Raw genomic sequence first — 17686 nt, 5'->3', positions numbered from 1 at the left:
CGCCCGGAGAGCCGGCACCTGAGCGTCGACCTGTGCGGCGCCGGGTCAGCGCGGCTCTCGGATGCTGTCGATGATGCGGGTCCAGTTGTCTCCGCCGTGTCCGTTCTCGATCGCGCGCCGGTAGTGATCCCGCACGGCGAGCGGGAGCGCGAGGTCGAGGCCGACCGACGTGCTGGTCTCGACGATGTGGTCGGACGTCGCGCCCATCATGGTGACGGTGCTGAGGTCGCCGGGGTGCTCCCCGGCGTCCAGAGCTGCGCCGGGAGTCTCCTCACCGGCCCGGAGCATGGCGCCGATCGAGTCGGTGAAGGAGAGCAGCTCCGGAAGTGCCTCGGTCGCCGTCATCCCCGCGGTGCCGAGCATCGCGGTGGCGTGCATCAACGCGGACAGGGTGGTGAGGAACACCGCGAGCTGGGCCTGGTACATCATCTGGGCGAGGCCCGGATCTGCGCCCAGGTACCTCGGAGTGCCGAGCCGCTCCAGCGCCGCCCGGTGGTTCTTCATCACCTGTTCGGGACCGCTGTAGTAGACGTGGGCCGCCTCCGTGCCGACCATCGGCGCCGGGACCATGACACCACCGACGAGGAAGGCGGCGTCGTGGCCCGCCGCCCAGGCCGCCGCCTCGCGTGTGCGGTCGGGCGTGTCCGAGCTGAGGTTGACCAGCGTCCGGCCGGCTAGTGACGCGGTCGCGCTGTCGAGGATGTCGTACATCGCCCGGTAGTCGGTCAGGCTGAGGATCACGAGGTCACTCGCCTCCACCGCCTCGCCGGCTGTGGCCGCGAGCGTCGCCCCGTCGGCGACGACGCCGTCGGCCCGGCCGGCGGTGCGGTTCCAGACGGTGACCGGGTGGCCGGCGGTGAGGAGGGCACGTGTCATCGCCTGGCCCATCGGGCCGAGCCCGATCACGCTGACAGCGCTGTTCTGCCTGGTGGTGCGGTTCTGTTCGTTCACCCGTCCATGCTCTGCCGACGCCACTAACCTCGGAAGTACCCACTATTTTCTGCGGTACTTACCTTTTCGTAAGGGAGACGAGTGATGGCCAGGGCGCCGAGACGCGGGCCTTACCTCTGCGGCATCGAGGCTGCGCTGGACGTGGTGAGCGGCAAGTGGAAGGGATGGATCCTGTGGGAGCTCGACGTCCACGGCGTGCGCCGTTTCGCGGAGCTGCGTCGCGGTCTGCCCGGAGTGAGCGAGAAGATGCTGACGCAGCATCTGCGTGAGATGGAGGCGGACGGACTCGTGCGCCGGGAGGTCTACGCCGAGGTGCCGCCACGGGTGGAGTACTCCCTGACCGAGCACGGGCGTACGCTCAACAACGCGCTCGCGCCGCTCGGCGTCTGGGGGAGTGAACGGATGCGCCGCGAAGGCTGTGGAGCGGCGACGGCCGACGTCCCGCAAGGTTAGGCCTCCCGGCCGCCGTCCCCGTTCCCCGTCCCCGGTCTGCGGTTTGCGGTTTGCGGTTCGCGGGCGATTGCCGGCGTGGATGGGCACGTACGGGCGTGGGTGGGCGCCACCGCGACCGCGGTGACGCCCGGTTGCCGAGGTCGGCGCTCGACGCCCGGCGATGCGGGTGACCGTGTTCGCTTGTACGGCCAGACTCCTGCGACCGGGGCCGTGATCGTTCCGCCGAAGAAGATGCTGATCGGTGTGGATTCCCCGGCCGCCGGTGACGTGGCCGTCCGGCGGGTTCCCGGTCGCGCAGGCGTTCTCGCGAGAGTTTCGGTACTGCGCGGACCATTGACGCGCAAGGGGGTCGATCCTACGGTCCCGTCCGATGACGCGACTGCTGTTCGGTATCCCGGACGGTAAACCCCACTGAAGGAGCGTCCGCATGCGCCGCACCTCACCAGCACCCCGCACCCCCCGCACCCCCCGCACCCCCCGCACCTCCCGGCGGGCCGCACTGCTCTCGCTCCCCGCCGCGGTCCTGCTCGCCCTGGTCCCCTCGGCCGCCTCCGCCTACCCCAACCCCGGCACGGTCACCGGATCCACCGTCGTGCACGACCCGACGATGATCCGCACGTCCGGCGGCCGCTACCTGCTCTACGCCACCGGCGGCGGTCTCTCCTACCGCACCTCCACCGACCGCATCGCGTTCGGCGCGGGCGGCGACGCCTTCTCGACGAGGCCGAGCTGGTGGTCCTCGTACGGGACGACCGAGGCCTGGGCGCCCGACATCTCGTACCAGGGCGGCAAGTACCTGATGTACTACGCCGTCTCCACCTTCGGCTCCAACAAGTCCGCCATCGGCCTGGCCACCTCGACCACCGGACTGCCCGGCTCCTGGACCGACCGCGGCACCGTCCACACCTCCACCACCTCCAGCGACCACAACGCCATCGACCCCAACCTCTTAGTCGACGACAACGGCAAGTGGTGGCTGTCCTTCGGCAGTTGGTGGACCGGCCTGAAGATGATCCAGATCGATCCGGCCACCGGCAAACAGTCGGCGGGCAACACCACCCGCTACTCCCTCGCCTCCCGCCCGACCGGGACCAAGGCGGTCGAAGCGCCGTACATCGTCAAGCGGAACGGCTACTACTACCTCTTCGCCTCCTACGACACCTGCTGCGCCGGCACCAGCTCCACCTACAAGGTCAAGGTCGGCCGCGCCACCAGCGTCACCGGTCCGTACTACGACAGGAACGGCGTCGCCCTCATGAACAACGGCGGCACGCCGGTCCTGGAGTCGCACGGGCGGTACATCGGCCCCGGCGGCCAGTCGATCATGAAGGACACCGACGGCGACCTGATCGTCTACCACTACTACGACGGCAACGACAACGGCACCCCCAAACTCGGCGTCAACCTCCTGAACTGGAGCAGCGGATGGCCCGTCGCCTACTGACCCTGCTGGCCGCGCTCCTGCTCGCCCTCTCCGTCGGGCAGTCCACCGCCGGCGCGGCCTCGTTCGCCAACCCCGTCACGTCACAGAAGGGCGCCGACCCCTGGATCACATACCACGACGGCAACTACTACCTGGTGACGACGAGTTGGACGAGCGTCATCACCATCCGCAAGTCCGCCACCCTCGCCGGACTCGCCACCGCGCCCAGCGTGCAGGTCTGGCAGGGTGACGCGGCGAGCCGCTGCTGCAACATCTGGGCGCCCGAGCTGCACTACCTGAACGGCCGCTGGTACCTGTACTACGTCGCCGGTCAGAACGTCACCGACTACAACTCCACCCAGCGCACGCACGTCCTGGAGAGCACGGGCTCCGACCCCCTCGGGCCCTACACCTACCGCAACCAGCTCAACTCCGCCTGGATGCTCGACCCGACGGTCGCGACGATCAACGGTCAGCTCTATCTGTTCGGCAGCGCGAGCGGCGGCACGCAGAACCTCGTGGCGGCCCGCATGTCCAACCCGTACACCCTGGCGACCGGCTTCTCCACCATCTCGACTCCCACCGACTCCTGGGAGAAGGGCGGAGGGTCCGTGAACGAGGGGCCCGAGATCCTCCAGCGGGGCGGGCGGACCTTCCTCATCTACTCCGCGAGCGGCTGCTGGACCCCCGACTACAAACTCGGGCAGCTGACCCTCACGGGCAGCGACCCGCTGTCGGCGTCGTCCTGGACGAAGAAGTCCACCCCCGTCTTCCAGCGCAGCGACGCCAACGGCGTGTACGGCCCCGGCCACAACGGTTTCTTCACCTCCCCCGACGGCACCGAGAGCTGGATCGTCTACCACGCCAACGACGCGGCGTCGGAAGGCTGCGACAACGGGCGTACGACCCGTGCGCAGAGGTTCACCTGGAACTCCGACGGCACGCCGAACCTCGGTACGCCGGTTCGTCTCGGGGCGAGTCGGACGGGTCCCTCCGGCGAGCCCTCGGCGGCCTCGACAACGTACACCGTGCGCAACCGCAACAGCGGGAAGTGCCTGGAGGTCGCCGGGGGTTCCACCGCCGACGGGGCCGACGTGCAGCAGTACACGTGCAGCGCAGGAGCGAACCAGCGGTGGCGTCTGGAGGACCAGGGCGACGACACGAGCCGGCTGGTGAACGTCGCCACCGGCAAGGTCCTGGACACGGCCGACTGCTCCACCGCCGACGGGGCCGACCTCCGTCAGTGGTCGTGGCTGAACAACACCTGCCAGCGGTTCCGGTTCGTCGCGACGGACAGTGACTACGTCCGTATCGTGAACCAGGCCACCGGCAAGGTCGCCGACGTGGCGAACTGCTCCGCGGCGGACTCGGCGGACGTCCGCCAGTGGACGTGGCTGAACAACACCTGCCAACAGTGGCGCCTGACCCCGGCATGACCTCCGGGGTCCCCAGCGACCTCGGCCGGTCAGCCCGCCTGGCCCATCCCCGCGGGGTTGGGCCAGCTCTGGGCGTTCGGCCAGCCTGTCGTGGCCGCGGGTGAGAGGCCGTTGGTGCCCCGCACCTGCGCGGCCGTGAGGCCACCGCGGGCCGGGACGCCCGGCGGGGTCTGCCCGCCCGGCCCGCCCATCGGCCCGGCGTTCGGCGCGGAGGGCAGGGGCGCGGTCACGGGTGCCGGCATCGGTGTCGGCATCGGCGGGGGTACCGGCGCCATGGACGCCGCCGCGGCCGCCGCCGGCATGGGCGCGGGCATGGGCGCGGGCACGGGTGCCGGACTGGGCGTCGGAACGGGCGCGGGCATCAGCACGGGCTCCGGAGCCGGCGCCGGAACGGACTGCGGAAACACCTGCGCCGCCGCCGGCACCGGTACCTGCGCCGCCGCCGGCACCGGTACCTGCGCCGGCACCGGCACCGGTACCTGCGCCGCCGCCGGCACCGGTACCTGCGCCGGCACCGGTACCGGCGGCGCGGCCGGTACCGGCTCCGGCATGGGCATCGGCGTCCCGCCTCCCATGGCCTGTGCCTGCGCGGCAAGGCCCCGCGCACCCGCCCCGTTCGTCGCTCCCACCAGCCGGTCCACCGCCGCCGTACCCGAGCTGTAACTGGTCGCGTTGCCCGGCTCGGGCACGGCGGCTCCCCTCCTGGTCCCGTAGAGCACCTGTTCCAGGCCGGACACCAGGCGACGCACGTCCACCTGGGGGCGCACCACGAGCCGCAGGAAGCGGCTGGAGGACCCGATCTTGTTGCCGCACTCGCGGACCAGGATCCGGTGCTCGGTGAGCAGCCGGTCGCGGACCACCGTTCCCTCGGCGCCCACGGGAAGGCGTACGAAGAGGAAGTTCCCCTGGGAGGGGTAGACGGTCAGGCCGGGGAGCGAGGAGAGCTGGCCGGCCATGTCGAGGCGGTCGCGGCGTACCTGCATCAGGCTCTGCGCGTACTCGGGGCCGTGCTCCTTCAGCATGAACACCACGTGCTCGGCGAAGGAGTTGAGGTTCCACTTGGGCAGCATGGAGCGCACGCGCCCGGCCAGGGCCGGGTTGGCGACGAGGTAGCCGAAGCGGACGCCGTGCAGGCCGAAGTTCTTGCCGAGGCTGCGCAGGACGATGACGTTGGGACGGAGCAGCGCTTCCTGGACGACCGAGGGCTCGGCCTCCGCGTCGGCGAACTCCAGGAACGACTCGTCGATGATGACCAGGTCCAGGTCGGCCATCGCGTCCATGAACTGCACGATCGCGTGCTTGTGCAGGAACCCGCCGTCGGGGTTGTTCGGGTTGCAGATGACGGCGACCCGGGTGCCGCGAGCGCGGATGAACTCGGCGTACTGCGCGAGGTCCAGGGCGAAGCCGCTGGACTCCTGGAGCGGGAACATGTCGACCCGCTTGCCGGTCTCCATCGGCTGGTCGGTCCAGCGGCCGAAGGTGGGGACGGGGACGGCGAGGGACTCGCGCACCAGCAGGTGGTCGATCCAGGTGATCAGCTCGGTGGACCCGTTGCCCATGGCGACGGCCTGCGGGGGCAGTTGGAGCAGGCTGCACAACTCGGCGGTGATCGTGTCGGCGCTGCTCGGGTAGTACGTGATGATGTCCCGCAGCCGTGCCGACATGTCCTCGAACATCTTCGGGGTGGGGAAGTACGGGTTGCAGGGGATGCAGAAGTCCACCGGGCCGCCCCCGTCGCCGCCCTCCCGCGTCAGCGCCGCCATCGACGGGCTGTGCGCGGCGGTGCTGCGGAACAACGAGGTGACGTTGTCGGCCATGGAACCTCCGTATGGGGCGGACCCGGCGGGGACGACCGGGCCCGTCGTCATGTGGGTGGCCCGCGCGGGGGAGCACGGGCCGCCCCTACATACGGAGACGGGTGTGGCGCTGTTCAAGCACCGGGGAACCGGGCAGGGGCGTGCGCCACACTGAAGGTGTGTCAGGCGCCGAACGAGTGGACCGTCGTCGTCCGGTAGGTCTGCCCCGGCCGCAGCACCGTCGAGGGGAACGACGGATGGTTCGGCGCGTCGGGGAAGTGCTGGGTCTCCAGGCAGACGGCGTCGCCCTGGCGGTAGGCGCGGCCGGCGGTGCCGGTGAGGGTGCCGTCGAGGAAGTTGCCCGAGTACAACTGGAGTCCCGGCTGGTCGGTGGCGATCTCCAGGGTGCGGCCGGAGCGCGGGTCGCGCAGCGTGGCCACGTGCTCCGGACCGGCGGTGACGCCCTTGTCCAGGACCCAGTTGTGGTCGTAGCCCTTCGCCCGGACCTGCTGGACGTGACCGGCCCGGAGGTCGCGGCCGATCGTCCTGGTCTCGCGGAAGTCGAAGGGGGTGCCGGCGACCTCGGCGAGTTCGCCCGTGGGGATCAGGTCCGGGCCGGTCGGCGTGTAGCGGGAGGCGGCGATGGCCAGCTCGTGGTCCTCGACCGTGCCACTTCCCTCGCCGGCCAGGTTCCAGTAGACGTGGCTGGTGAGGTTGACGACGGTGGCCTCGTCCGTGGTGGCCTCGTAGTCGATGCGCCACTCGCCGCGCTCGGTGAGGGTGTATGTCACCTGCACCTTCAGCGTGCCCGGGTAGCCCATCTCCCCGTGGGGGCTCGTGCGGTACAGGCGCAGGCCGAGGTCCGGGCCGTCGGTGAACGGCTCGACCTCCCAGAGGTGCCGGTCGAAGCCCTCGGTGCCGCCGTGCAGGCTGTGGGCTCCGTCGTTGACGGGCAGCTGGTGGCTCTCGCCGTCCAGGGTGAAGCGGCCGTCGGCGACGCGGTTGCCGAACCGGCCGATCAGCGCGCCGAAGTACGGGCTGCCGGCGACGTAGTCCTCGATGGCGTCGAAGCCGAGGGAGACGTTGGCGTAGCGGCCGTGCCGGTCGGGGATCTCCAGGGACTGGACGATCCCGCCGTAGTCGAGGACCCTCAGCCGGGTCCCGCCGTTGTCCAGGGCCCAACGGAAGACCTCGGTGCCGTCGGCCAGCGTGCCGAAGCGGGTCTTCACCACTGTCCGCCTTCCCCTTCCTGCCTCGTCCACCGGAAACAGAACGGGCCCCGCCTTCCGGCGGGGCCCGCTGCGGCTCAGGAACCGGACTTGCGCTTGTTCCAGACGTCGAACCCGACCGCGATCAGCAGGGCGAGGCCCTTGATGACCTGCTGCCAGTCGGTGCCGACGCTGAGGAGGTTCATGCCGTTGTTCAGCACACCGAGGACGAGACCGCCGATGATGGCGCCGAGGACGGTGCCGACTCCGCCGCTCATGGACGCGCCGCCGATGAACGACGAGGCGATCGCCTCGAGTTCGAAGCTGAGACCGGCCTTGGGCGAGGCCGCGTTCAGACGGGCGGCGACCACCAGACCCGCCAGGGCCGCGAGCACGCCCATGTTCAGGAAGACGAGGAAGGTGACCTTCTTGTCCTTGACGCCGGACAGCTTCGCCGCCGGCAGGTTGCCGCCGATGGCGTAGATGTGACGGCCGAAGACGGCGTTGCGCATGATGTAGCCGTAACCGACCACCAGCACGCCGAGGATGAGCAGGATGATCGGCGCACCCTTGTAGCTGGCGAGCAGCATGGTGACGGTGAGGATCGCGGCGGCGATGGCGACGAGCTTGAGCAGGAACAGGTTCCTGGGCACCACGTCGAGCGCGAACTCCTGCTGACGCCCCCGGTCCCGGACCTCCTGGAGAATCACGAACGCCAGCAGCGCGAAGCCCAGCAGCAGCGTGAGGTTGTGGTAGTTGGTGTTCGGACCGACCTCCGGCAGGAAGCCGTTGCCCATCTTCTGAAGGCCGTCGGGGAACGGGCCGAGGGTCTGGCCCTCCAGGAAGATCTCCGTCAGACCGCGGAAGAGCAGCATGCCGGCGAGGGTGACGATGAAGGAGGGTATGCCGAGATAGGCGATCAGGAAGCCCTGCACCGAGCCGGCGACGGCGCCCACGACCAGGCACAGCACCAGCGCGACGGGCCACGCCACGTGGTGTTCCACCGTCAGGACGGCCGCGAAGGCGCCCACGAACGCGGTGAGCGAACCGACCGACAGGTCGATGTGGCCCGCGATGATCACCAGCATCATGCCGATCGCGAGGATCAGGATGTAGCTGTTCTGAAGGACCAGGTTGGAGACGTTGCGGGGCAGCAGCAGGTCGCCGCCGGTCCACACCTGGAACAGGACCACGAGCAGGCCGAGCGCGATCAGCATGCCGTACTGACGCATGTTGCGCCGCAGGCCGTCCAGCATCAGTTGCAGCAGCCCGCCGCCGGTGGCAGAGCCCCCGCTCTTCCCGGGCGGCGCGGCCGCCGGGCTCTTGTCCGTCACGTCCGTGCTCATCGCGTTACCTCTTTGTCCTTCGTCATCTGACGCATCAGCACTTCCTGCGTGGCCTCGGCCCGCGGGAACTCGCCCGTGAGCCGCCCGGCGGCCATCGTGTAGATGCGGTCGCACATGCCGAGCAGTTCGGGCAGCTCGGAGGAGATGAAGACGACCGCCTTGCCCTGGGCGGCCAACTGGTCGATGACCGTGTAGATCTCGAACTTGGCGCCGACGTCGATGCCGCGTGTCGGTTCGTCCAGGATCAGCACGTCGGGACCGGTGAAGATCCACTTGCTGAGGACGACCTTCTGCTGATTGCCGCCGGACAACTTGCCCACCGGCTCGAAGACGGTGGGCGCCTTGATGTTCATGGACTTGCGGAAGCCCTCGGAGACCTGCCGCTCCTCGTGCTCGTCGACCACGCCCCGCTTGGCGACCTTGTGCAGGGCGGTCAGCGAGATGTTGCGGTTGATCGTGTCGATGAGGTTGAGGCCGTAGTGCTTGCGGTCCTCGGTGACGTAGGCGATCCCGTGGTCGATGGCCTCGGCGACCGTCTTGGTGCGGATCTCCTTGCCGTCCTTGAGGACCGTGCCGCCCGCGTGCCGACCGTAGGTGCGGCCGAAGACGCTCATGGCCAGCTCGGTGCGGCCCGCGCCCATGAGGCCGGCGATGCCGACGATCTCCCCGCGGCGCACGTGGATCGACACGTCGTCGACGACCTTGCGCTGCTGGTCGATCGGGTGGTGCACGGTCCAGTCGCGGATCTCCAGAGCCGGGGCCGCGGCCTTGTCCGTCTCGATCAGGGTGCGCTCGGGGAAGCGGTGGTCGAGGTCCCGGCCGACCATGCCGCTGATGATCCGGTCCTCGGTCGTCTCAGCGGCCTTGACGTCGAGCGTCTCGATGGAGCGGCCGTCGCGCAGGATCGTCACCGAGTCGGCGACCTTGCGGATCTCGTTGAGCTTGTGGGAGATGATGATCGAGGTGATGCCCTGCTTCTTCAACTCCAGTATGAGATCCAGGAGTTTGCCGCTGTCCTCGTCGTTCAGCGCCGCCGTCGGCTCGTCCAGGATCAGCAGCTTCACCTTCTTGGAGAGCGCCTTGGCGATCTCCACGAGCTGTTGCTTGCCCACGCCGATGTCGGCGACGCGGGTCTCCGGGTGGTCGTCGAGACCGACTCGGCGCAGCAGCTCGGTGGCGTGCCGCAGGGTCTCCCGCCAGTCGATGAACCCGCCCTTGGCGTGCTCGTTGCCGAGGAAGATGTTCTCCGCCAGTGAGAGGTACGGCGACAGCGCCAGCTCCTGGTGGATGATCACGATGCCGCGCTGCTCGCTCGCCCGGATGTCCCTGAAGGAGCAGACCTCTCCCTCGAAGAGGATCTCCCCTTCGTAGGTGCCGTGCGGATGGACGCCGGAGAGCACCTTCATCAAGGTGGACTTGCCGGCGCCGTTCTCCCCGCAGATGGCATGGACCTCGCCCTGACGGACGGTCAGTGTGACGTCCGACAGCGCTTTGACGCCGGGAAAGGTCTTGACGATCGAGCGCATTTCCAGGACGGGTCCCGCCATGGTCGTGCCTTCCAATCCGTAAGGTTCGACGCTTACTTGAGCTGGTCCGCCGTGTAGTAGCCGCCCTGGACGAGCACCTTCTCGTAGTTCGCCTTGTCGACGCTCACCGGCTGGAGCAGGTAGGCGGGGACGACCTTGGTGCCGTTGTCGTACGACTTGGTGTCGTTGATCTCGGGCTTCTTGCCGTTGAGGGAGGCGTCGACCATGTCCGTGGCGACCTGGGCGAGCTTGCGCAGGTCCTTGTAGACGGTCTGCGACTGCTGGCCGGCGATGATCGACTTCACCGAGGCCAGCTCGGCGTCCTGGCCGGTGATGACCGGCAGCGGCTTGCCGGCGCTGCCGTAGCCGTCCGACTTCAGCGCGGCGAGGATGCCGATGGAGATGCCGTCGTAGGGCGAGAGCACCGCGTCGACCCGGCCGCTGGAGTACGACGAGGTGAGGATGTCCTCCATGCGCTTCTGGGCGGTGGCGCCGTCCCAGCGCAGGGTGGTGACCTGGGTGATCTTGGTCTGGCCGGACTTGACCACCAGCTTCTTGCTGTCGATGTACGGCTGGAGCACGCTCATCGCACCGTTGAAGAAGTACTTGGTGTTGTTGTCGTCGTTGGAGCCGGCGAACAGCTCGATGTTGAACGGGCCCTTGCCGCTCGCCAGACCCAGCTTGTCGACGATGTAGCTCGCCTGGAGCTTGCCGACCTTCTCGTTGTCGAAGGACGCGTAGTAGTCGACGTTCTTCGTGCCGAGGATCAGGCGGTCGTAGGAGATGACCGGGATCTTGGCGTCGGCGGCCTGCTGGAGGACGTTGTTCAGCGACTTGTTGTCGATGGCCGCGATGATCAGCGCCTTGACACCCTGGGTGATCAGGTTCTCGATCTGGGAGACCTGCTGGTCGGGGTCGTCCTCGCCGAAGACCAGCTTGGTCTTGTAGCCCTTGGCCTTGAGGTCCTTCTCGACGTTCGCGCCGTCGGTGATCCAGCGCTCGGAGGACTTGGTCGGCATCGCGATGCCGACGGTCCCGCCCTTGGCGTCGTCCGAGGCCGCCTTGCTGCCGCCCTCCCCGGACTGCCCGCAGGCGGTCAGGGTCAGGGCGAGGGAGGCGGCTCCGGCTATGGCGGCGAGGGCGGCTCTGCGGTTGGGCATGATCATCATCCTTGATGTGTGTGCAGGGGATCGGTCTCGCGCTGCGGAGGACGCTCCGGGAACGAGGCCGGAAAGACCGAGAAGCGGTGTGTGGGATTCTGCGCGCCTGTGTCGGCTTCTGTGAAGCGGGGTTTCCGGAACGTTATGACCGGATGTCGAATCGCTTCAGTTCGCCCGGCAGGCGCGAGCCGAGCGGGGCCATGTCGCCGTCCGCTCCGTGACGCGCGAGCAGGTCGAGGGCGAGCCGCCCGCGCCGCACCCGCTCCCGGGCGGTGGAGAGCGCCAGGTCCCGCAGGTGGTGGCCGTACGGGTAGATGCCCGGGGCCTTGGCCAGACCGAACTTCAGGTACAGCGGTGCGCCGCGCCGGATCAGCTCGGCGACCTCGTACATCCGGATGTAGCCGCCGAGGTCGTCGGGGGCCTCGATGTACATGTCCATGGGGGCGCCGGAGACCCGGCGGATCTCGGTCAGGTGATCCAGCGTCAGATCGCTGGGCACGTTGAGCGAGTCGGCCCCGAGCCGCTCGTACACCGCGTACGCCGCCGGGTTGACGGGGCCGATGAGCGCAGACACCTTCAGCGTGGTGTCGGCCGGGATGATGCCGGCCTCACGGGCCCGGTGCAGCGTCCACAGCACACCCTCGTCGGCGATGAGGAGGCACTTGACGCCCAGCTCCGTGGCCCGGACGGCGTCCTCGACGCATCCGGCGACGGCGTCGTGCCCGCGGGCCCGGAGCCCCCCGCCGCGCGAGTCGGTCCGGGTGGAGCCGCCGATGTCCCAGGTGCCGCGAGGCCCGGTGAACAGGCACAGCTCGATGTCACGCTCGCCGGTGGCCTCGACCATCTCCGTGATCTCGGCGTCGGTCAGCATCCACACCCCGCTGCCCTGGCTGATCCGGTGGATCGGCACGTCGAGGCGTGAGGCCTCCTTGAGGATGACGGCCAGCGCTTCGGGGCCCTCGCACGAAGGGACCTCGGTGCGCCAGCGGCCGCCGCCGGGGAAAGTGTGGTCGGAGGCGTCGGCGGGATCGAGCGCGGGCGCGCCCAGGCCGAGCGTGGTGAGCGCCTGCTCACCGGGTCGACGGGGGGCCGTGGCGGAGGCGTCGGTCGTCACAAGCTGTCCTTCGTGTTCGGTGTATCGGACGAGGTTCGCGGCTCAAGGCGTGGGGGGCTTGGGTGTACGCCGGTACGGGGGCCGTCAGATCGCCTCCGTACCGGCGTACGTCTAGGGGCGGAGCAGGACCTTGCCCACCTTCGGATCGCCGGAACCCACCAGATCGATGGCCTGCGAGAACTCGGCGAGCGGCAGCTCGTGCGTGACCAGCGGCGACGGGTCCAGCAACCCGGCCGCGAAGACCCGCACCGTGTGCGCCCAGGCGTCCGGCGGCGCACCGAAGACGGTGTGCACCTCCAGCTGCCGCACGACCAGGTCGGTGGGGTCGAGCCCTTCCGCGCCGGGCGCCGGGATGCCCGTCAGGACCAGCCGGCCACCGCGTCTGAGGAGCGCCGCGGAGGTGCGCGCGGCGGACGCGGACCCGGCGGTCTCGATCACGACGTCGAAGTCGCCGGGGAGTTCCTCGTCGCGGGTACGGAAGTCGGTGGCCCCGAACTGCCGCGACAGGGCCTCCCGGTCCCTCCGGGTGCCGACGACGAGCAGTTCGGCCGGGGATCCGGCCTTCAGGAACTGGACGGCGAACATGCCCAGTGTGCCGGTGCCGACCACCGCGACCCGTTCGCCGGGCCGGGCGTTCGCCTTGATCGCGGCGGCCGCGATACAGGCGGCGGGCTCCAGCAGGGCGGCGGCGGTGAGGTCGGCGTCGTCCGGGAGCGCGTGCAACAGCCGGGCCGGCAGGGTGAGGGAGGCGGCCATCGCTCCCGGCTGGGTGAAGCCGGTCTCCTCGTACCCGTCCGTGCACAGCGTCGTCTCGCCCGCGTGGCAGCGGTCGCAGACCTGGCAGTTGCGGAAGCCCTCGCCGACGACCTTGCGGCCGACCAGCGACTCCGGGACGCCGGCCCCGACCGCCTCCACCGTCCCGGACCACTCGTGGCCCGGGGTCAGGGGGTAACGGACGTAACCCTCGGGCCGGTTGCCCTGGTAGACCTCGCGGTCGCTGCCGCAGATGCCGACGGCGTGCACGCGGACCAGGGCCTCGCCGGCGCCCGGCTGCCGTGGCTCGTGCGAGGTGAGCCGGTGCTCGCCCGGCCCCTCGACGACGACAGCGGTGCTCACTTGCCGCCCTTCGGCCTGCGCCGCTCCCAGCCCTCGGCCCACAGGTCGAAGCGGGCCTGCTGCTGCGGGAACTCGGCGGCCGCGTCGACGTCCAGCTCGACGCCGAGCCCGGGGGCGTCGGAGAGGTGGAAGTACCCGTCGATCACTTCGGGCGCTCCCTTGACGACCTTCTTGATCTCCGCGTCGGCGAAGTCGTTGAAGTGCTCGAGGATCTTGAAGTTGGGGGCGGTGAACCCGACCTGGAGGGAGGCGGCCGTGAGGACCGGGCCGCCCACGTTGTGCGGGGCGACGAGCATGTAGTGCGTCTCGGCGGTCGCGGCCAGCTTGCGCGTCTCCCAGATTCCACCGATGTGGCCGACGTCGGGCTGGATGATGTCGACGGCCTGGCTCTCGAAGAGTTCGCGGAACTCGATGCGGTCGTGGATGCGCTCACCGGTGGCGACGGGGATGTCGACCTTGGCGGCGACCTTCTCGAGCGCCTTCAGGTTCTCGGGCGGGCACGGCTCCTCCAGCCACGCGGGCTTGAAGGGCGCGAGATCCTTCGCGAGCCGGATCGCGGTGGCGGGGGAGAAGCGGCCGTGCATCTCCAGCATCAGCTCGGCGTCCGGCCCGATGGCGTCGCGCACGGCCTCGATGAGGGAGACGGCGTACAGGCTCTGCTGGTGGTCCAGCTCGAAGTGCCCGGTGCCGAAGGGGTCGATCTTGAGCGCCTTGTACCCGCGCTCCATGACCCCCTGGGCGGCCTTGTGGTAGGCCTCCGGGGTCCGCTCGGTGGTGTACCAGCCGTTGGCGTAGGCCTTGACCTTGTCGGTGACCTTGCCGCCGAGGAGCTGCCAGACGGGCACGCCCAGGGCCTTGCCCTTGATGTCCCAGCAGGCCATCTCGACGACGGCGATGCCGGACATCACGATCTCGCCGGCGCGCCCGTAGTCGCCGTACTTCATACGGCGCGCCAGGTCCTCGACAGCGAACGGGTCGGAGCCGAGAATGTGGTTGACCTCGGCCTCCTTCAGATAGCCGATCAGCGCGTCGGTGTGGCCCAGCATGCGGGTCTCCCCGACACCCGTGATGCCCTCGTCGGTGTGCACCAGGACGTAGGTCAGGTTGCGCCACGGCGTCCCGACCACGTGCGTGCTGATTCCAGTGATGCGCACGGAAGTTACCCTTCGGTGTTCGAGATTTCGTCACACGTTCGAAATGCTGGGCAGACAGTAAGGATCGCGCGAGCGGGGTGTCAATGGGTCGAACAGGTAACGACTTGATAGTTTCGCGCCCTTTCGGAACCCCGACAGTCGGCGGTGTGGCGCAGGTCACTCATGTTGGCGCGCCGGTATGGCGGTTTACCACACAACTTTCACAGGTCGGCCTGGGAACGCGGCCGTCCTGGAACTTAGTCTTCCCGCGTCATGGACTACTGCCACCCGTGCCGAAGACACCTCAACGGCGCCCTCGCCTGCCCGGGGTGCGGCGCACCTGCCGAACAGCTACGCGCGTATCCGTCCACGCCGTACGAGCCGGAGTCGCGCGAGCCGGAGCCGCAGCCGCAGGCGAGCGAACCGTACGCCGCCGAACCGTACGCGACGGAGCAGTACCCGCAGGGCGTGTCGGCGCACGAGGCGCCCTACGACCGCGCCGATCCAGGTGGTCCAGCTGACGCAGGCCGTGCAGGTGACCGGGACGACCAGGACGATCAGGACGATCACGGAACCGAGACCGACGAACCCCAAGGCCGCGCCGCGCGCCGCCGCGGGCAGGGCCGGGGCGGCCGACGGGGTCCCGAAGGCGCGACTGCCGTGCCGGACGCGAGCCGTCGTGACCGCAAGGCCTCCGTCCACCGCAGGCGCCGCAAGCACGTGGTGCTGCTCACCGTCGGCTTCGCCCTGGCGGCGGGCGGCCTGAGCCTGGCCGAACTCGGCGTGGACGCACCGGGGTTCCCGTCCCCCGGCAACCCCGCGGTGGCCGGGGGAGAGTCGTCCGAGGTCGACGGGTCGGCATCGGAGTCCAGCCCGTCCGCGCGGTCGCTGGACGACAGGACGGCCGCGGGAGGGGACAGCGCCTCCGCCTCCCCGAGCCCCTCCGCCTCCCCGTCGGCGTCGGAGTCCTCGAAGGACGACAAGGCCACGCAGACCCCGGACGGGGTGCAGTCGGCAACCCCTTCCGGCTCCGCCGGGTCGACCCCCGGATCGACCGTGCCCTCGGACCCCGAGTCCGACTCCGGCTCCGGCGCGGACCCCGACCCCGATCCCGACCCGGACTCGGGCGCCGCTCCGACCGCCGGCCCGACCTCGTCCCCCGAACCGTCGCCGTCGCAGACGTGCACGCGCTTCCTGTGGTGGTGCTCGTAGGGCTCCGGCCGGACGAAAGCGCCTCCGGTGCCCGGTGGGCCGCCTCCCGGTCGATCGGCTGGGGAGCCGTCGCCGCGGGGAGGGGGCGTTCCGGGCGTCCGGGTGCGGGCGGGGCCGCGTGCGGTGGACAGGCGGAGCGGGACCGGTCTCGCGTCCCGATGCGCCGAGTCGCCGTCCTGAGGGGCCGCTGAACGGGCGGCGGCCCCGGCTGGACGGCCGTCCAGGGCGGCGCCGTCGGTGTCGCGAAAGGGCACACAATCCCCGGCGCGGGCACGGGTGCGGGTTCTTCCCGCACCGCAGGCCCTCGTCGAGTCGTGCTCGGGCCGTGCTCGGGCGCGGGGGTGCCTTTGTCTGCCGTCAGGGCTGTGACCAGGGGGTATGTGTCATGGCCGCCAGGCGCGTTATGGAACCGTGACGACCTTCCGCCGCAACCCCCTTGACCGCCATGAATTGTTAGCGCTCACAATGACCTCCACTTCACCACTCAGTGTCCGCCGAGAAACACGGGAGTTACGAGCGTCGTGCCCCTGGTGTCCCCACTCGCCTTCCGTCCCCCCGCCGTCGGACCCACCGGAATCCCGGCGTGAAGCCGGCGGCGCGGGATCGACCACCCACACCACAGGACTTATCGGCGGACGAGCGCCAAGGAGGTGCGGCCGTGACCCATACGCAGCTTCGGCCGCCCACCATGGCCGACGTGGCGCGCCTGGCAGGCGTGTCCCACCAGACCGTCTCCCGCGTGCTGGGGGATCACCCCAATGTGCGGGAGGAGACACGGGCCCGGGTGCTGCGGGCGATCGAGGAGATGGGTTATCGCCGCAACTCCTCCGCACGGGCCCTGGTGACCCGGCGCACCCGGACGCTGGGTGTGGTCGCTTCCGACACCACCCTCTACGGGCCGGCCAGTACCCTGTTCGCGCTCGAAGAGGCGGCACGCGCCGAGGGCTATCTCGTCTCGACGGTCAGTCTGCGCAAACTGACCATGGAGGAGCTGTCCGAGGCCCTCGACCACCTCAGCGAGGGCGGGGTGGAAGGAGTGGTCGCCATCGCTCCCCAGCGGTCGGCGGTGGACGCTCTGGCCGAACTCCGCCACCCGTTCCCCGTGGTGGTCGTGGGCAGCGGGCCGGGAGTCGACATTCCCAGCGTCAGCGTGGACCAGCGGCTCGGGGGCCGGCTGGCCACCGCCCATCTGCTGGCCGCCGGCCACCGCACGGTCTGGCACCTCGCCGGGCCCGAGGACTGGCAGGAGGCGGCCGACCGGGCCGCCGGCTGGCGGTCGACCCTCGAAGCGGAGGGTGTCGAGCCGCCCATGCTGCTGCGCGGGGACTGGAGTCCGCTGTCGGGCTACCGTGCGGGCCAGGAACTGGCCGGCTGGGTGGGCCGGGGGCTCACCGCCGTCTTCGTCGCCAACGACCAGATGGCGCTGGGGGTGCTGCGGGCCCTGCGTGAGGCGGGTGTCCGAACTCCCCAGGACGTCGCGGTGGTCGGCTTCGACGACATCCCGGAGGCGGAGTTCTTCGCTCCTCCGCTCACCACCGTCCGGCAGGACTTCTCGGCGGTGGGCAAGCAAGGCATCGCACTGCTCCTCGATCTGATCGAGGGCCGGCCACCCGCTGGTCCCTCACGGATCGCCATCGAACCCCAACTCGTCGTGCGCGCCAGTACGTTCCCGTACGCCGCCCCATCGGAGCGCACTCCCCTCTGACCGACCGGCCGGACTCACCCGCCCAGCGGTGTGGCCGAAATATCGAACGATGATCGACAGGCTGGACGCAGTGTGGCCGGTCCCGTCGAGCACCAGCAGGTCCGTCC

The 17686-nt window shown here is 69.9% G+C and carries 13 protein-coding genes and 2 pseudogenes; 6 read left to right on the top strand and 9 right to left on the bottom strand.

The genetic code is table 11. The features are described 5' to 3' along the window. Positions 1-45 precede the first annotated feature (45 nt). Positions 46-951, bottom strand: a complete 906-nt coding sequence (locus tag ACZ5Y0_RS01255) for an NAD(P)-dependent oxidoreductase (RefSeq protein WP_469126570.1) — start codon at positions 949-951, stop codon at positions 46-48. Between the two features lie 84 nt (positions 952-1035). Here ACZ5Y0_RS01255 and ACZ5Y0_RS01250 point away from each other — a divergent pair, with 84 nt between their 5' ends. The 3 genes from ACZ5Y0_RS01250 to ACZ5Y0_RS01240 all read left to right on the top strand — a co-directional run bounded on the left by ACZ5Y0_RS01250 (position 1036) and on the right by ACZ5Y0_RS01240 (position 4263). Beyond that, positions 1036-1404: a winged helix-turn-helix transcriptional regulator gene (locus ACZ5Y0_RS01250; RefSeq protein WP_469126569.1), complete on the top strand. Its 369-nt coding sequence runs from the start codon at positions 1036-1038 to the stop codon at positions 1402-1404. Between the two features lie 427 nt (positions 1405-1831). After that, positions 1832-2848, top strand: coding sequence for an arabinan endo-1,5-alpha-L-arabinosidase (locus ACZ5Y0_RS01245; RefSeq protein ID WP_469126568.1), 1017 nt, complete (start codon positions 1832-1834; stop codon positions 2846-2848). Further along, the gene (locus ACZ5Y0_RS01240) at positions 2830-4263 is read left to right on the top strand and encodes a family 43 glycosylhydrolase (RefSeq protein ID WP_469126567.1); all 1434 of its coding nucleotides are present in this window, start codon (positions 2830-2832) and stop codon (positions 4261-4263) included. Before ACZ5Y0_RS01245 ends, ACZ5Y0_RS01240 begins: the two co-directional genes overlap by 19 nt. Before the next feature lie 29 nt (positions 4264-4292). Here the strand turns inward: ACZ5Y0_RS01240 and ACZ5Y0_RS01235 are convergent, their stop codons facing one another. From ACZ5Y0_RS01235 to ACZ5Y0_RS01200, 8 genes and pseudogenes are all read right to left on the bottom strand, one after another. Beyond that, positions 4293-6080: a pyridoxal phosphate-dependent aminotransferase gene (locus ACZ5Y0_RS01235; protein ID WP_469126566.1), complete on the bottom strand. Its 1788-nt coding sequence runs from the start codon at positions 6078-6080 to the stop codon at positions 4293-4295. Between the two features lie 161 nt (positions 6081-6241). Next, positions 6242-7303: pseudogene (locus ACZ5Y0_RS01230) on the bottom strand (aldose epimerase family protein); the annotation flags it as partial. A gap of 62 nt (positions 7304-7365) precedes the next feature. Next, positions 7366-8613, bottom strand: a complete 1248-nt coding sequence (gene mmsB, locus ACZ5Y0_RS01225; protein WP_469126565.1) for a multiple monosaccharide ABC transporter permease — start codon at positions 8611-8613, stop codon at positions 7366-7368. Beyond that, positions 8610-10160, bottom strand: coding sequence for a multiple monosaccharide ABC transporter ATP-binding protein (mmsA, locus tag ACZ5Y0_RS01220; protein WP_469126564.1), 1551 nt, complete (start codon positions 10158-10160; stop codon positions 8610-8612). Before mmsA ends, mmsB begins: the two co-directional genes overlap by 4 nt. Before the next feature lie 32 nt (positions 10161-10192). Continuing rightward, the gene (gene chvE, locus ACZ5Y0_RS01215; RefSeq protein WP_469126563.1) at positions 10193-11299 is read right to left on the bottom strand and encodes a multiple monosaccharide ABC transporter substrate-binding protein; all 1107 of its coding nucleotides are present in this window, start codon (positions 11297-11299) and stop codon (positions 10193-10195) included. A gap of 142 nt (positions 11300-11441) precedes the next feature. Then, positions 11442-12413 carry a hypothetical protein gene (locus ACZ5Y0_RS01210; protein WP_469126562.1) on the bottom strand — a complete coding sequence of 324 codons (972 nt, stop codon included), beginning with the start codon at positions 12411-12413 and terminating at the stop codon, positions 11442-11444. Positions 12414-12524: 111 nt separating this feature from the next. Beyond that, on the bottom strand, positions 12525-13529 hold the full coding sequence (locus ACZ5Y0_RS01205) for a zinc-dependent alcohol dehydrogenase (RefSeq protein ID WP_469126561.1): 1005 nt from the start codon (positions 13527-13529) through the stop codon (positions 12525-12527). Continuing rightward, positions 13526-14683: a mandelate racemase/muconate lactonizing enzyme family protein gene (locus ACZ5Y0_RS01200; protein ID WP_469126560.1), complete on the bottom strand. Its 1158-nt coding sequence runs from the start codon at positions 14681-14683 to the stop codon at positions 13526-13528. Before ACZ5Y0_RS01200 ends, ACZ5Y0_RS01205 begins: the two co-directional genes overlap by 4 nt. 252 nt (positions 14684-14935) lie before the next feature. Between ACZ5Y0_RS01200 and ACZ5Y0_RS01195 the strand changes: the two are divergent. The 3 genes and pseudogenes from ACZ5Y0_RS01195 to ACZ5Y0_RS01185 form a co-directional block, all read left to right on the top strand. After that, positions 14936-15241: pseudogene (locus ACZ5Y0_RS01195) on the top strand (SCO2400 family protein); the annotation flags it as partial. Between the two features lie 81 nt (positions 15242-15322). Next, the gene (locus tag ACZ5Y0_RS01190) at positions 15323-15874 is read left to right on the top strand and encodes a hypothetical protein (RefSeq protein WP_469126961.1); all 552 of its coding nucleotides are present in this window, start codon (positions 15323-15325) and stop codon (positions 15872-15874) included. Between the two features lie 658 nt (positions 15875-16532). Further along, positions 16533-17579 carry a LacI family DNA-binding transcriptional regulator gene (locus ACZ5Y0_RS01185; RefSeq protein WP_469126559.1) on the top strand — a complete coding sequence of 349 codons (1047 nt, stop codon included), beginning with the start codon at positions 16533-16535 and terminating at the stop codon, positions 17577-17579. Positions 17580-17686: the final 107 nt, after the last annotated feature.

The sequence above is a fragment of the Streptomyces sp. NPDC033216 genome (genome assembly GCF_055577115.1).
This window is presented reverse-complemented; position numbering and strand designations above follow the sequence as displayed.

Excerpts from the sequence above, each read along its gene's own strand:
- ACZ5Y0_RS01250 (WP_469126569.1), top strand. The coding sequence starts at position 1,036 with ATGGCCAGGGCGCCGAGACGCGGGCCTTACCTCTGCGGCATCGAGGCT.
- ACZ5Y0_RS01240 (WP_469126567.1), top strand. The coding sequence starts at position 2,830 with ATGGCCCGTCGCCTACTGACCCTGCTGGCCGCGCTCCTGCTCGCCCTC.
- chvE (WP_469126563.1), bottom strand. The coding sequence starts at position 11,299 with ATGCCCAACCGCAGAGCCGCCCTCGCCGCCATAGCCGGAGCCGCCTCC.
- ACZ5Y0_RS01245 (WP_469126568.1), top strand. The coding sequence starts at position 1,832 with ATGCGCCGCACCTCACCAGCACCCCGCACCCCCCGCACCCCCCGCACC.
- mmsB (WP_469126565.1), bottom strand. The coding sequence starts at position 8,613 with ATGAGCACGGACGTGACGGACAAGAGCCCGGCGGCCGCGCCGCCCGGG.
- mmsA (WP_469126564.1), bottom strand. The coding sequence starts at position 10,160 with ATGGCGGGACCCGTCCTGGAAATGCGCTCGATCGTCAAGACCTTTCCC.
- ACZ5Y0_RS01235 (WP_469126566.1), bottom strand. The coding sequence starts at position 6,080 with ATGGCCGACAACGTCACCTCGTTGTTCCGCAGCACCGCCGCGCACAGC.